General features: G+C 73.4%; 13 protein-coding genes and 2 pseudogenes. 11 read left to right on the forward strand and 4 right to left on the reverse strand.

All coding sequences use genetic code 11. The features are described 5' to 3' along the window. Window positions 1-5 precede the first annotated feature (5 nt). The 10 genes from ACZ5GP_RS05035 to lgt all read left to right on the forward strand — a co-directional run bounded on the left by ACZ5GP_RS05035 (window position 6) and on the right by lgt (window position 8,379). Window positions 6-1,514 carry an anthranilate synthase component I gene (locus ACZ5GP_RS05035; protein ID WP_468749441.1) on the forward strand — a complete coding sequence of 503 codons (1,509 nt, stop codon included), beginning with the start codon at window positions 6-8 and terminating at the stop codon, window positions 1,512-1,514. A gap of 7 nt (window positions 1,515-1,521) precedes the next feature. Next, window positions 1,522-2,187 (forward strand): TIGR02234 family membrane protein, encoded by a 666-nt coding sequence (locus ACZ5GP_RS05040; protein ID WP_468749442.1) that lies wholly within the window; start codon window positions 1,522-1,524, stop codon window positions 2,185-2,187. A 106-nt stretch (window positions 2,188-2,293) separates the two neighbouring features. After that, window positions 2,294-2,518 (forward strand): HGxxPAAW family protein, encoded by a 225-nt coding sequence (locus ACZ5GP_RS05045; RefSeq protein ID WP_358583091.1) that lies wholly within the window; start codon window positions 2,294-2,296, stop codon window positions 2,516-2,518. 126 nt (window positions 2,519-2,644) lie between these two features. Continuing rightward, complete coding sequence (locus tag ACZ5GP_RS05050; protein ID WP_468749443.1) at window positions 2,645-3,088, forward strand: DUF2752 domain-containing protein; 444 nt, start codon at window positions 2,645-2,647, stop codon at window positions 3,086-3,088. Between the two features lie 141 nt (window positions 3,089-3,229). Beyond that, complete coding sequence (gene trpC / locus ACZ5GP_RS05055) at window positions 3,230-4,039, forward strand: indole-3-glycerol phosphate synthase TrpC (protein WP_358583088.1); 810 nt, start codon at window positions 3,230-3,232, stop codon at window positions 4,037-4,039. 9 nt (window positions 4,040-4,048) lie between these two features. After that, the gene (trpM, locus tag ACZ5GP_RS05060) at window positions 4,049-4,210 is read left to right on the forward strand and encodes a tryptophan biosynthesis modulator TrpM (protein WP_468749444.1); all 162 of its coding nucleotides are present in this window, start codon (window positions 4,049-4,051) and stop codon (window positions 4,208-4,210) included. A 136-nt stretch (window positions 4,211-4,346) separates the two neighbouring features. Then, the gene (trpB, locus tag ACZ5GP_RS05065; RefSeq protein WP_468749445.1) at window positions 4,347-5,630 is read left to right on the forward strand and encodes a tryptophan synthase subunit beta; all 1,284 of its coding nucleotides are present in this window, start codon (window positions 4,347-4,349) and stop codon (window positions 5,628-5,630) included. Beyond that, window positions 5,627-6,442, forward strand: a complete 816-nt coding sequence (gene trpA / locus ACZ5GP_RS05070) for a tryptophan synthase subunit alpha (protein ID WP_468749446.1) — start codon at window positions 5,627-5,629, stop codon at window positions 6,440-6,442. Before trpB ends, trpA begins: the two co-directional genes overlap by 4 nt. Window positions 6,443-6,504: 62 nt before the next feature. After that, a complete protein-coding gene (locus ACZ5GP_RS05075; protein ID WP_468749447.1) occupies window positions 6,505-7,284 on the forward strand; it encodes a DsbA family protein in 780 nt (259 codons plus the stop codon). Window positions 7,285-7,368: 84 nt separating this feature from the next. Next, window positions 7,369-8,379: a prolipoprotein diacylglyceryl transferase gene (gene lgt / locus ACZ5GP_RS05080; RefSeq protein WP_468749448.1), complete on the forward strand. Its 1,011-nt coding sequence runs from the start codon at window positions 7,369-7,371 to the stop codon at window positions 8,377-8,379. Window positions 8,380-8,450: 71 nt separating this feature from the next. Here lgt and ACZ5GP_RS05085 read toward each other — a convergent pair whose 3' ends face one another. The 4 genes and pseudogenes from ACZ5GP_RS05085 to ACZ5GP_RS05100 all read right to left on the reverse strand — a co-directional run. After that, window positions 8,451-9,311 (reverse strand): HpcH/HpaI aldolase/citrate lyase family protein, encoded by an 861-nt coding sequence (locus ACZ5GP_RS05085; protein ID WP_468749449.1) that lies wholly within the window; start codon window positions 9,309-9,311, stop codon window positions 8,451-8,453. Beyond that, complete coding sequence (locus tag ACZ5GP_RS05090) at window positions 9,308-9,721, reverse strand: CoA transferase (protein ID WP_468749685.1); 414 nt, start codon at window positions 9,719-9,721, stop codon at window positions 9,308-9,310. The genes ACZ5GP_RS05085 and ACZ5GP_RS05090 overlap by 4 nt, the downstream gene beginning before the upstream one ends. A 108-nt stretch (window positions 9,722-9,829) precedes the next feature. Then, window positions 9,830-11,128 (reverse strand): annotated as a pseudogene (locus tag ACZ5GP_RS05095) (ADP-ribosylglycohydrolase family protein); the annotation flags it as partial. Continuing rightward, window positions 11,125-11,483: pseudogene (locus ACZ5GP_RS05100) on the reverse strand (ADP-ribosylglycohydrolase family protein); the annotation flags it as partial. The pseudogenes ACZ5GP_RS05095 and ACZ5GP_RS05100, both read right to left, overlap by 4 nt. Before the next feature lie 297 nt (window positions 11,484-11,780). Between ACZ5GP_RS05100 and ACZ5GP_RS05105 the strand changes: the two are divergent. Then, window positions 11,781-12,512: a VIT1/CCC1 transporter family protein gene (locus tag ACZ5GP_RS05105; protein ID WP_468749450.1), complete on the forward strand. Its 732-nt coding sequence runs from the start codon at window positions 11,781-11,783 to the stop codon at window positions 12,510-12,512. The last annotated feature ends 75 nt before the right edge of the window (window positions 12,513-12,587 follow it).

Here is a 12,587-nt window from a genome sequence, read left to right on the forward strand (position 1 = left end):
CTGCCATGGACCTGGAGACCTTCCGCAAGCTCGCGACCGACCGCCGCGTGATCCCCGTCAGCCGCAGGCTCCTCGCGGACGGCGACACCCCCGTCGGCCTCTACCGCAAGCTCGCCGCCGAACGCCCCGGCACCTTCCTCCTGGAGTCGGCGGAGAACGGCCGCAGCTGGTCCCGCTACTCCTTCGTGGGCGTCCGCAGCGCCGCCACCCTCACCGTCCGCGACGGGCAGGCCCACTGGCTGGGCACCCCGCCCGTCGGCGTGCCCACCGACGGCGACCCGCTCGCCGCCCTGCGCGCCACCATCGAGACCCTGCACACCCCCGGCGACCTGGTCGCCGACGCCGGCCTGCCGCCCTTCACCGGCGGCATGGTCGGCTACCTCGGCTACGACATCGTGCGCCGCCTGGAGAAGATCGGCCCCGGCGAGCGCGACGACCTGCGTCTGCCCGAGCTGACCATGCTGCTCACCAGCGACCTCGCCGTCCTCGACCACTGGGACGGCTCGGTCCTCCTGATCGCCAACGCGATCAACCACAACGACCTCGACACCGGCGTCGACGAGGCGTACGCCGACGCCATCGCCCGCCTCGACGCCATGGCGGCCGACCTCTCGCGCCCCGTCGCCCAGCCCCCGGCCGCGCTGCCGGCCTCCGAGCTGCCCGCCTACACCGCGCTGTGGGGCGGCGAGCAGTACCAGGACGCCGTCGAGGACATCAAGGAGCGCATCCGGGCCGGCGAGGCCTTCCAGGTCGTGCCCTCCCAGCGCTTCGAAACGCCGTGCACGGCGAGCGCGTTGGACGTGTACCGGGTACTGCGGGCCACCAACCCCTCGCCGTACATGTACCTCCTGCGCCTGGACGGGTTCGACGTCGTCGGCTCCAGCCCCGAGGCCCTCGTCAAGGTCGAGGACGGGCGCGCCATGGTCCACCCCATCGCCGGCACCCGCCACCGCGGCGCCACCCCGCAGGAGGACCAGGCGCTCGCCGACGAACTGCTCGCCGATCCCAAGGAGCGCGCCGAGCACCTCATGCTCGTCGACCTCGGCCGCAACGACCTGGGCCGCGTCTGCGAGCCCGGCTCCGTCGAGGTGGTCGACTTCATGTCCATCGAGAAGTACTCCCACGTCATGCACATCGTCTCGACGGTCACCGGACAGGTCGCCGAAGGACGCACCGCCTTCGACGTGCTCACCGCCTGCTTCCCCGCCGGAACCCTCTCCGGCGCGCCCAAGCCCCGCGCCATGCAGATCATCGACGAACTGGAGCCCTCCCGGCGCGGCCTGTACGGCGGCTGCGTCGGCTACCTCGACTTCGCGGGCGACTCCGACACCGCCATCGCCATCCGCACCGCCCTGCTGCGCGACGGCACGGCGTACGTGCAGGCCGGAGCCGGCGTCGTCGCCGATTCCGACCCCGTCGCCGAGGACACCGAGTGCCGCAACAAGGCCGCCGCCGTGCTGCGCGCCATCCACACCGCCAACCGCCTGCACGCCCCCGCGAGCCGTGAGGGATAGTGGGCAGGTGACTTCCGCAGTACCACCGCCCTCTTCCGACACCCCTCCCGAGCCCGCCGGACCCGCCGAGACCCCGGAACAGCGCGGCAGCAGGCGCAGCATCGCCGCCGCGCTGCTGCTCGGCGCCGTCGGCGCGGCGCTCGCCCTGCTCGCCTCCCGCCAGACCTGGGCCCGCGGCACCGCGTCGGTGGCGGGCGGCGAGCTGCCCCTGAGCGTCACGGGCAGCGACGTCACCGGCGTGCCCGCGGCCCTCGCGATAGTGGGCCTCGCCGCGCTCGTCGCCGTCTTCGCGGTCCGCCGCGCCGGCCGCGCCCTGGTCTCCGTGCTGCTCACGCTCAGCGGCGCGGGCATCGTGGCCGCCGCCCTGCTCGGCGCGGGCGACCGCGACGCGCTCGACGAGAAGGCCGCCACCGCGTCCGGCGACGCCGCCGCCACCATCGGCGACCTCGGCCACACCGGATGGCCGTACGCCGCGGCCGCCGCCGGCGTCCTGATCCTGCTCGCCGGACTGCTCGCCCTCACCTACGGCCGCTCCTGGCCCGCGATGTCGGGCCGCTACGAACGCGACGGCTCGCCGAGCCCCCGCAAGGCCCGCCGCGCCCCCGATCCGGAGCGGCCCGAGGAACTGTGGAAGGCCCTGGACCGCGGCGAGGACCCGACGCGCGAAGCGTGACCCCGCGCTCACCCCCTACGCGCGGGTACGGGACAATGACGGCGAGCGTCCGACTCGCGGTGGGCCTGGTGCCCACCACCACGCATACAGCAACGAGGAGCAAGTCATGGCGGGTAGCCACGGACACACCCCGGCCGCCTGGACCGGTGTCATCATCGCCTTCATCGGTTTCTGCGTCGCGGGTGCCTTCATGGTGATGGCCAACGTGCCCGGGTTCTGGGCCGGCATGGCCCTCATCGCGCTCGGCGCCATCGTCGGTGGCGCCATGCGCGCCGCGGGTCTGGGCTCGAACAAGCGCCCGCAGCGCGAGGTCGTGCGGTCCGAGAGCTGACGTGCGCCGTACGGTCCGCCGTACGACGCCCGGTACGGAGAAGAGGCGGTCCGGCAGCAGCCGGAGCCGCCTCTTCTCGCGTGCGCCCACCGGGCGGCGGGCCCCCGCGCCGGGCACAATGCACGGATGAGCGCCGAAACCGAGAGCGCGGGAACCGCCCGCAAGGGCGCGCCCGCCGTCCTGGGCCGCCTCCTGGTGCCCGCCGGTCTGCTCGCCTGCGTCACCGGCGCCTTCGCGTACGTCGGCGCCGTCGACCCCAACGAACCGGGCCACTACCCCGTCTGCCCCCTGCTGCGCCTGACCGGCCTCTACTGCCCCGGCTGCGGCGGGCTGCGCAGCGCCCACGCCGCCGTCCACGGCGACCTCGCCACGGCGCTTGGCGCCAACGCGCTCGCCGTCGTCGGCTACGCGCTCTTCGCGTGCGTGTGGGCCCTATGGGTGGTCAAGGCGGTGCGCGGGCGGCCGCTGCGGATCGCGCTCGGCCCCGCGCAGCTGTGGGCCGTCGGCGTGGTGGTCACGCTCTTCACTCTCGTGCGCAATCTGCCGTTCGGGTCATGGCTGCATCCCTGAACCCGCAGGCCACACGGGTGACGGCTGTCCAGGTCGTGGGACGGGCGTCAACCGGATGCGGGGGCTTCGCCCTCCTGCGGATACCATCGCAGTGACCAGCTTGAACGTCAGCTTCAACCGTCAGGGAAGGGGACCGCTCGCGTGAGTGTGCTCGACGAGATCATCGACGGAGTCCGTGCCGACCTCGCGGAGCGGCAGGCGCGCGTCAGCCTCGACGAGCTCAAGGAACGCGCGGCGAAGGCCCCCGCGGCCAAGGACGGCGCGGCCGCCCTGCGCGGTGACGGCGTGAAGGTCATCTGCGAGGTCAAGCGCTCCAGCCCCTCCAAGGGCGCGCTCGCCGCGATCGCGGACCCCGCCGGGCTCGCCGCCGACTACGAGGCGGGTGGCGCCGCCGTCATCTCCGTGCTCACCGAGGAGCGCCGCTTCGGCGGCTCGCTCGCCGACCTGGAGGCCGTCCGCGCCAAGGTCGACATCCCGGTGCTGCGCAAGGACTTCATCGTCACGTCGTACCAGCTGTGGGAGGCCCGGGCGTACGGCGCCGACCTCGCGCTGCTGATCGTGGCCGCCCTGGACCAGCCCGCCCTGGAGTCCCTCATCGAGCGCGCCGAGTCGATCGGCCTCACGCCGATCGTCGAGGTGCACGACGAGGACGAGGCCGAGCGCGCCGTGGACGCGGGCGCCCGTGTCGTCGGCGTCAACGCCCGCGACCTGAAGACGCTCAAGGTCGACCGCACCGTGTTCGAGCGGATCGCCCCCGAGCTGCCGGACAGCGTCGTCAAGATCGCCGAGTCCGGTGTGCGCGGCCCGCACGACCTGATCGCGTACGCCAACGCGGGCGCCGACGCGGTGCTCGTGGGCGAGTCCCTGGTCACCGGCCGGGACCCGAAGGCCGCGGTCTCCGACCTGGTCGCCGCCGGCGCCCACCCCGCCCTGCGGCACGGACGGAGCTGACCCCTCCCGATGTCGATCTCCGCCCGCCTGGCCCCCGGCTGCCGCCCCCGCGGCTGCCGGGCCCCCGCACGCCGCGTGCGGGGCAGGCGCGTGCGCTACCACATCGGCTCGGAGCCGGGCCAGATCCCCGGGATGCGATGGCGACGCGGCGCTTTGGACGCCGCGAGCTGAAACGCCCCTGAAAGGGGCGCGGGGAACTGCGCGACCAGCCCACGACGGGCCGCAGTCGCGCTGAGTCCTGGAACGGCAACGGCGACAAGGCGTACGCGAGACAGACGTCAACCCACGCCTCAGCGAGGAATCAGCCATGCCCAGCGAGTTCTTCATCCCGGACCCCGAGGGTCAAGTCCCCAGCGCCGAAGGCTACTTCGGCGCGTTCGGCGGCAAGTTCATCCCGGAGGCCCTCGTGGCCGCCGTCGACGAGGTCGCCGTCGAGTACGACAAGGCCAAGAGCGACCCCGCCTTCGCCGCGGAGCTCGACGACCTCCTGGTCAACTACACCGGCAGGCCCAGCAGCCTCACCGAGGTCCCCCGCTTCGCGGAACACGCCGGAGGCGCCCGCGTCTTCCTCAAGCGCGAGGACCTCAACCACACCGGCTCGCACAAGATCAACAACGTGCTCGGCCAGGCCCTGCTCACCAAGCGGATGGGCAAGACCCGCGTCATCGCGGAGACCGGCGCCGGCCAGCACGGCGTCGCCACGGCCACCGCCTGCGCGCTCTTCGGTCTCGACTGCACCATCTACATGGGCGAGATCGACACCGAGCGCCAGGCCCTGAACGTGGCCCGCATGCGCATGCTCGGCGCCGAGGTCATCGCCGTGAAGTCCGGCAGCCGCACCCTGAAGGACGCCATCAACGAGGCGTTCCGCGACTGGGTCGCCAACGTCGACCGCACCCACTACCTCTTCGGCACCGTCGCGGGCCCGCACCCCTTCCCCGCCATGGTCCGCGACTTCCACCGCGTCATCGGCGTCGAGGCCAGGCGGCAGATCCTGGAGCGCGCGGGGCGGCTGCCCGACGCCGCCGTCGCCTGCGTGGGCGGCGGCTCCAACGCCATCGGCCTCTTCCACGCCTTCATCCCCGACGCCGGCGTACGCCTCATCGGCTGCGAGCCCGCCGGGCACGGCGTCGACACGGGCGAGCACGCGGCCACCCTCACCGCGGGCGAGCCGGGCATCCTGCACGGCTCCCGCTCCTACGTCCTGCAGGACGAGGAGGGCCAGATCACCGAGCCCTACTCGATCTCGGCGGGCCTGGACTACCCGGGCATCGGCCCCGAGCACGCCTACCTCAAGGACAGCGGCCGCGGCGAGTACCGAGCGGTCACCGACGACGCGGCCATGCAGGCGCTGCGCCTGCTCTCCCGCACCGAGGGCATCATCCCGGCCATCGAGAGCGCCCACGCCCTCGCCGGGGCGCTCGACGTCGGCAAGGAGCTGGGCGCGGACGGGCTGATCGTCGTCAACCTCTCCGGGCGCGGCGACAAGGACATGGACACCGCCGCGCGGTACTTCGACCTGTACGACACGGACGCCGCGGTCGAGGCCGACGCGGCGGCCACCGCGGAGATCGAGGGAGACGCCAAGTGAGCGGCAACATCCGACTGCTGAACGACACCCTGGCGGCCGCGAAGGCCGAGGGCCGCTCCGCGCTCATCGCCTATCTGCCCGCCGGTTTCCCCACGGTCGACGGTGCCATCGAGGCGGTCAAGGCCGTCTTCGACGGTGGCGCCGACATCGTCGAGGTCGGCCTGCCGCACAGCGACCCGGTGCTGGACGGCCCGGTCATCCAGACCGCCGACGACATCGCCCTGCGCGGCGGCCTCAAGATCCGCGACGTCATGCGCACCGTCCGCGAGGCCCACGAGGCGACCGGCAAGCCGGTGCTCGTCATGACGTACTGGAACCCCATCGACCGCTACGGCGTCGAGCGCTTCACCGCCGAACTCGCCGAGGCGGGCGGCGCCGGCTGCATCCTGCCCGACCTGCCCGTCCAGGAGTCCGCGCTGTGGCGCGAGCACGCCGACAAGCACGACCTCGCCACCGTCTTCGTCGTCGCGCCGAGCAGCAAGGACGAGCGGCTCGCCACCATCACGGCGGCGGGCTCCGGCTTCGTCTACGCGGCGTCGCTGATGGGCGTCACCGGCACCCGCGCCTCCGTCGGCGAACAGGCGCAGGACCTGGTGCGGCGCACCAAGGCCACCACCGACCTGCCGGTCTGCGTGGGGCTCGGCGTCTCCGACGCGCGACAGGCCGCCGAGGTCGCGGGCTTCGCCGACGGGGTGATCGTCGGCTCCGCGTTCGTGCAGCGGATGCTGGACGCCGCGGACGGAGCCGCCGGACTCGCCGCCGTGCGCGCGCTCGCGGCCGAGCTGGCCGACGGGGTGCGCGGCAAGGCGTAACTCGTACGGGTGGACCTGGACCGGGGAGGCGCGCTCGCGCCTCCCCGGTTCGTTGGCGGGGTGTGAGTGAGAAGAACCGTGAGGCAAAGCGATCGGCCCGTGAGCGGCTGACGGAAGAGCGAGAGCGGCAGAAGGCCCGCGACAAGCGGCGCCGGGCGCTGATCGTGGGCGCCGCCGTGGTCGGCGTCCTCGGCCTCGCCGCCGTGGTCGGCCTGCTCGCCGCCGGGTCCGGGGACGACGAGAAGGACACATCGGGGCCGGTGGCCGTCCCGAAGGGGGCGACCGGCCAGGACGAGCTGACGCTCCCGCTCGGCAGGGCGGACGCCAAGTCCACCCTCACCATCTGGGAGGACTTCCGCTGCCCGGCCTGCAAGGGCTTCGAGGACGCCTACCGCTCGACGATCCACGACCTGGCCGACCAGGGCAAGCTCAAGGTGGAGTACCACCTGGCCACGCTCATCGACGGGAACATGGGCGGCAGCGGCTCCCTGCGCGCGGCCAACGCCGCGGCGTGCGCCCAGGACGCGGGCAGGTTCCCGGCCTACCACGACGTGTTGTTCAAGAACCAGCCCGCCGAGACGGACGACGCCTTCGCCGAGAACGACAAGCTGATCGAACTCGCCGGTCAAGTGGACGGCCTGGTCACGGACACCTTCAAGAAGTGCGTCGAGGACGGCGCCCACGACAAGTGGGTCACCAAGTCGAACAAGGCCTTCCGGGACGCGAAGCTGCAGGGCACCCCCACCGTGCTGCTCAACGGCAAGAACATCTTCAGCGACCAGCGGAACCCCCTCACCCCGCAGAAGCTGCGCCGACTGGTGCAGGACGCCGACAAGGGCTGAGGACAGGGCCGTGAGGCCCGTTATGGAGCCGTAGCCGGGCTGGTTGCCGTCGCCACCGCCCGGCACGGTAGCGTCGGACCTGCCATGGACCTTGCCTACATTCCCAGTCCCTCGCGCGGGGTGGTCGAACTCGGCCCCATCCCGCTGCGCGGCTACGCGTTCTGCATCATCATCGGCGTCTTCGTGGCCGTCTGGCTCGGCAACAAGCGGTGGGTCGCCCGCGGGGGCCGGCCCGGCACCGTCGCCGACATCGCCGTGTGGGCCGTGCCGTTCGGCCTCGTCGGCGGGCGCCTCTACCACGTGATCACGGACTACCAGCTGTACTTCAGCGAGGGCCGCGACTGGGTGGACGCCTTCAAGATCTGGGAGGGCGGCCTCGGCATCTGGGGTGCGATCGCGCTCGGCGCGGTCGGCGCGTGGATCGGCTGCCGCCGCCGGGGCATCCCGCTGCCGGCCTGGGCCGACGCGCTGGCCCCCGGCATCGCCCTGGCCCAGGCCATCGGCCGCTGGGGCAACTGGTTCAACCAGGAGCTGTACGGCAAGGCCACGGACGTGCCGTGGGCGCTGAAGATCACCTCGGCGGAGGACGGCCGGCTCCCCGGCACCTACCACCCCACCTTCCTGTACGAATCCCTGTGGTGCGTCGGCGTCGCCCTCCTGGTCATCTGGGCCGACCGCCGCTTCCAGCTCGGGCACGGCAGGGCGTTCGCGCTCTACGTCGCCTCGTACTGCGCCGGGCGCGGCTGGATCGAGTACATGCGGGTCGACGACGCGCACCACATCCTCGGTCTGCGGCTGAACGTCTGGACCGCGATCGTGGTCTTCGTGCTGGCCGTGGTCTATTTCGTGCTGTCGGCGAAGAAGCGCCCCGGGCGCGAGACGGTCGTGGAACCCGAGGGTGACGGTGTCAGTGACAGTGGTGGCGCGGGCGGGCCCGTGCAGCTCACCAAGGGCTCCGAAGAGGCCGCGAGCACCGAGGAGACCGCCGAGAGGAAGGACTCCGAGGCCGCCGAGAAGGTCGCGGAGAAGCAGGACTCCGGGGCCGCCGAGAAGGTCGCGGAGAAGAAGGACTCCGAGGCCGCCGAGAAGAGCTGAGGCCGCACCACCCGTACGTGCGCCGAGGGGCCGCCGGATCATCACCGATCCGGCGGCCCCTCGCTTTTCGGTCAGCGAGGGCGTCGCGCCAGGGCAAGGACCCTTCGCGCGCCTTCTACCACGGCCTTGTCCACGAAGCGGCCGTCCGGCAGGGCCAGGGCGCCCTCGTCCGTGGCCGCCGCCTCGGTGATCTCCTGGGCCCGTTCGACCTCCTCGGCGGTGGGGAGGTAGGCCCGTTCGATCACCGGGAGCTGGCGGGGGTGGATCGCCGCGCGGCCGAGGAAGCCGAGGGCGCGGCCCCGGGCGCAGGACGCGGCGAGGCCGTCGAGGTCGCGGACGTCCGGATGGGCCGACTGGCCGGGCGGGGGCAGACCCGCCGCCCGCGCGGCCACCACCACGCGGGAGCGCGCCCAGTCCAGGCCCGCCTCCTCCCGTACGCCGAGATCCGCGCGGAGGTCCGCCTCACCGAGGGAGAGGCCGCGCAGCGCGGGATGCGCGCCCGCGATGGCGAACGCGTGTTCAAGGCCGAGCGCGGATTCGATCAGGGCGTGCAGGGTGGGGGAGCCGCCGTCGGCGGCCGCCGCGCGGTCCGCGACCCGGACGATGTCCGCGCGGGAGGTGACCTTGGGCAGGCGCAGCCCCGCGAGGCCGGGGAGCGCGGCGAGCGCGCGCAGATCGGCCTCGGCGAGCGGACCGCCCAGGTCGTTCACCCGGACGTGCACGGGGACGGGGGCCGGCCGGGGCTCCGCGAGGAGTTCCGCCGTCGCCGCTCTCGCGTACTCCTTGCGGTCGGGGGCGACCGCGTCCTCCAGGTCGACGATCACCACGTCGGCGCCCGCGTGGAGGGCCTTGGCCACCACCTCGGGCCGGTCGCCCGGGACGTAGAGCCAGGTCAGCGGGGACGGCGTGGTCACCGGGGGAGGCGCGGTCACAGGGCGTCCTCCTTGCGGAGCGTGGTGATCTCCTCCTCTGTCAGGCCGAGTTCGGTCAGGACCGCGTCGGTGTCCGCGCCGTGCGGACGCCCGGCCCAGGCGATCGCGCCCGGTGTCTCGGAGAGGCGGAACAGCACGTTCTGCCTGCGCAGCGGGCCCAGTTCCGGGTCCTCGACCGTGGTCAGCGTATCCAGCGCCGTGTACTGCGGGTCGGTCATCACCTCGCGTACGTCCTGGACGGGGGCGACCGCGACCTGCGCCTTCTCGAAGGCCGCGATCACCTCGGCGCGGGTGTGGCGGGCGATCCAGCCGCCGACCGCCTCGTCGAGGACGTCGGCGTGCCGCGCCCGCTCGGCGCCGGAGGCGAACCACGGCTCGGCGATCAGCTCCGGGCGGCCGACCAGCCGCATCAGGCGCTCCGCGACCGACTGCGCCCCCGGGCACCGCACGGAGAGCGCGGCCGCCGCGGATGCCCGGGGCAGCGCCTCCGACACGGGTCCGCCCTCCCCGAGCGCCACGGCGAGGGTGTCGAAGCCGATGCCGTCGAAGCCGCCCACGGAGGTGGCGAGCCGGTTCCGCAACGGCGCCGTCCAGCGGGCGGGGAGCGCGTCCGGGCGGCCCGCCAGCAGACCCGCGAGGGAACCCGCCGTCGCCCCGTTGGAGTCGGTGTCCCAGCCGCCGGACACGGCCCGGGTGATGGAGCCGGTGAAGTCGCCGTCGGCGTGGGTCAGGGCGGCAGCGAGCAGGGCCGCGTTGGGGACGACGTGCACCCAGTGGTGGTTGCCGTAGGCGGTGTGCAGGCGGTCCACCACCTCGTCGAAGTCCCCGCTCGTGGCGGCGAGCCGGACGCCCTCGCGCACGGCTGCGGCCAGCCCGCAGTCCGCGGGGACGGCGGCCAGGCCGGTGCGCAGGCACTGGTGGACGTCCACGTCCCCGGCCGCCGCTTCGGCGAGGGTGGCCGCCACGAACACGGCGCCGTGGACGCCGTCCCCGGTGTGCGTCAACACCGCGTCGCGGTAAGCCTGTTCGGCGGCGGCCCCGGGGTCGCCGGGGTTGGTCCAGCCGTGGACGTCGGCCCGGATCAGCGCGCCGATCCACGCGCGGAAGGGGTTGCGGTGGGTGGCGGTGTGCGGAGGTTCGACGCCCTGGAGGAGATTGCGGTACGCGACACGCTCGGCGGTGAAGGTGCGGCCCGCGGGCAACTCGTCCAGCCAGAGCCGCGCCACGTCCGCGGTGGTGAAGGACTTTCCGTGGCGCTGGAGCAGGACGAGGTTCAGCAGGGGGTAGTTGAGGTCGTCGTCCTCGGGCATGCCGTCGATGTTCTCGGCGAGGGAGGTGGTGGCGGAGCGCTTGTTCCAGGGGTACTCGGCCAGGAGCGCGGGCGGCACGCCTCGTGCCGTGAACCAGGTGCGCAGGGGCCGGTTCCTCGCTGCCCCGGCGAGACTCCGGATGCCGTCCAGGGGGAGCTTCTCCACCGGTTTGCCCAGCAGGCATCCCGCGGCGCGGCCGAGCCAGGCGGCGTGGAGACGGGCCCGCAGGTCGTCGGGGACCTTCCGCCTCGGCGCCCGGCGTGACGGGGGCGGCTCGCCGGCCGGTGACGGAGCGGCCGCGCCCAGCTCGTCCAAGAGCTGTTCCGCCAGGGCGCGCAGGCGGGCCGGTGCCGGGACGGGGGACGCGCCCGCGCGCGGCGGGGCCGGGTGGCCGCCTGCCGCGAGCCAGCGGGCACGGGCCGAGGAGATGTCGCGACCCTCCAGCTCCGCCTGCCGCAACTCGTGCCCGACCAGATCCTCCGGCTGCACCCAGGTGAGGCGGATCATGGGGTGGCCGTCAGGGCGGTGAAGGCCGACTCGTGGGCGCGCCTGCGGGCGGTGTCCCGGGCGAAGACCTCCACGGCGACCTCCGTGAGGGCCTTCGCCGGGGCACGCAGATCGAGGCGGCTGGCCCCGGCGACCCGCTCGGCCCACTCGCCGGGCACGGCGGCCTCGCCGCGTAGCGCGCCCACGAGGGCGCCGCTCATCGTCGCGATGGAGTCGCAGTCCCGGCCGTAATTGACCGAGCCGAGGACCGTACGGCGGTAGTCGGCCTCCCCGACCAGGAGCATGCCGAGGGGCGCCGAGCGCGTCGCCGACCGCCAGGCCGAGCAGCGCGCCGCGCGCCCGTTCGGGGAGATCGGCGGTGCCGCCGGGTGCCGGGACCGAGGGAACGCATGCGGTGGACGCCATGCCGTGCCTCCCTGTTGCGCGGACCGCTGGACGCGGTGCTTGGTTGCATCCCTGCCACGCGGGGTGCCCGCCCGAGCGTCCGGGGGCCCGGATCACTCCTTCGCGCCGGGGACCGGCGCCTGCCCGACGGCTTCCGCGAGACCCCGCCGAGCCGCGTTTGCGCAGGTAAGTACGGCCTTCCTTGCTGGCGAGAGATTTATTTCGGGCGTACTTTCGACATCGTCCAAGCATTGAGGGGGTCCACACCATGGCGATCATCGAGACCGAAGCGACGCTGCACGAGGCGCACCGCGACAACCACACCCACCGTGATGTCAACGGCGGCTGGCTGCGTCCGGCCGTCTTCGGCGCGATGGACGGACTGGTGTCCAACCTCGCGCTGATGACGGGTGTCGCGGGCGGCTCGGTCGCGCAGCAGACCATCGTCATCACCGGCCTCGCGGGGCTCGCCGCCGGAGCCTTCTCCATGGCGGCGGGGGAGTACACCTCGGTCGCCTCGCAGCGCGAGCTGGTCCAGGCCGAACTGGACATCGAGCGGCGGGAGTTGCGCAAGCACCCCAAGGACGAGGAGCGCGAGCTGGCCGAGCTGTACGAGTCGCGCGGCGTCGAGCCCCGGCTGGCCCGCGAGGTCGCCCGGCAGCTCTCCAAGGACCCCGAGCAGGCCCTGGAGATCCACGCCCGCGAGGAGCTGGGCATCGACCCCGGCGACCTGCCGTCGCCGACCGTGGCCGCCGTGTCCTCCTTCGGCTCGTTCGCGCTGGGCGCCCTGCTCCCCGTCCTGCCCTACCTGCTCGGCGCCACCGTGCTGTGGCCCGCGCTGCTGCTCGCGCTCATCGGCCTCTTCGCCTGCGGCGCGGTGGTCGCCAAGGTCACCGCGCGCTCCTGGTGGTTCAGCGGTCTGCGCCAGCTCGCGCTCGGCGGGGCGGCGGCCGGTGTGACGTACGCCCTGGGCAGTCTGTTCGGTACGGCCGTAGGATGAGGCCTCGCAGGTCTATACAGGACCTTGCATAAGTAGTCGTTACTCGGCGGTTTCGAATCGATGGCCACCGGGCAT

The organism is Streptomyces sp. NPDC031466 (assembly GCF_055581265.1).

What these genes read in the sequence shown, in the direction of transcription:
- ACZ5GP_RS05035 (WP_468749441.1), top strand. Translation starts at nt 6, where the DNA reads ATGGACCTGGAGACCTTCCGCAAGCTCGCGACCGACCGCCGCGTGATC.
- ACZ5GP_RS05045 (WP_358583091.1), top strand. Translation starts at nt 2,294, where the DNA reads ATGGCGGGTAGCCACGGACACACCCCGGCCGCCTGGACCGGTGTCATC.
- ACZ5GP_RS05050 (WP_468749443.1), top strand. Translation starts at nt 2,645, where the DNA reads ATGAGCGCCGAAACCGAGAGCGCGGGAACCGCCCGCAAGGGCGCGCCC.
- trpM (WP_468749444.1), top strand. Translation starts at nt 4,049, where the DNA reads ATGTCGATCTCCGCCCGCCTGGCCCCCGGCTGCCGCCCCCGCGGCTGC.
- trpB (WP_468749445.1), top strand. Translation starts at nt 4,347, where the DNA reads ATGCCCAGCGAGTTCTTCATCCCGGACCCCGAGGGTCAAGTCCCCAGC.
- lgt (WP_468749448.1), top strand. Translation starts at nt 7,369, where the DNA reads ATGGACCTTGCCTACATTCCCAGTCCCTCGCGCGGGGTGGTCGAACTC.
- ACZ5GP_RS05090 (WP_468749685.1), bottom strand. Translation starts at nt 9,721, where the DNA reads ATGCGGCTGGTCGGCCGCCCGGAGCTGATCGCCGAGCCGTGGTTCGCC.
- ACZ5GP_RS05105 (WP_468749450.1), top strand. Translation starts at nt 11,781, where the DNA reads ATGGCGATCATCGAGACCGAAGCGACGCTGCACGAGGCGCACCGCGAC.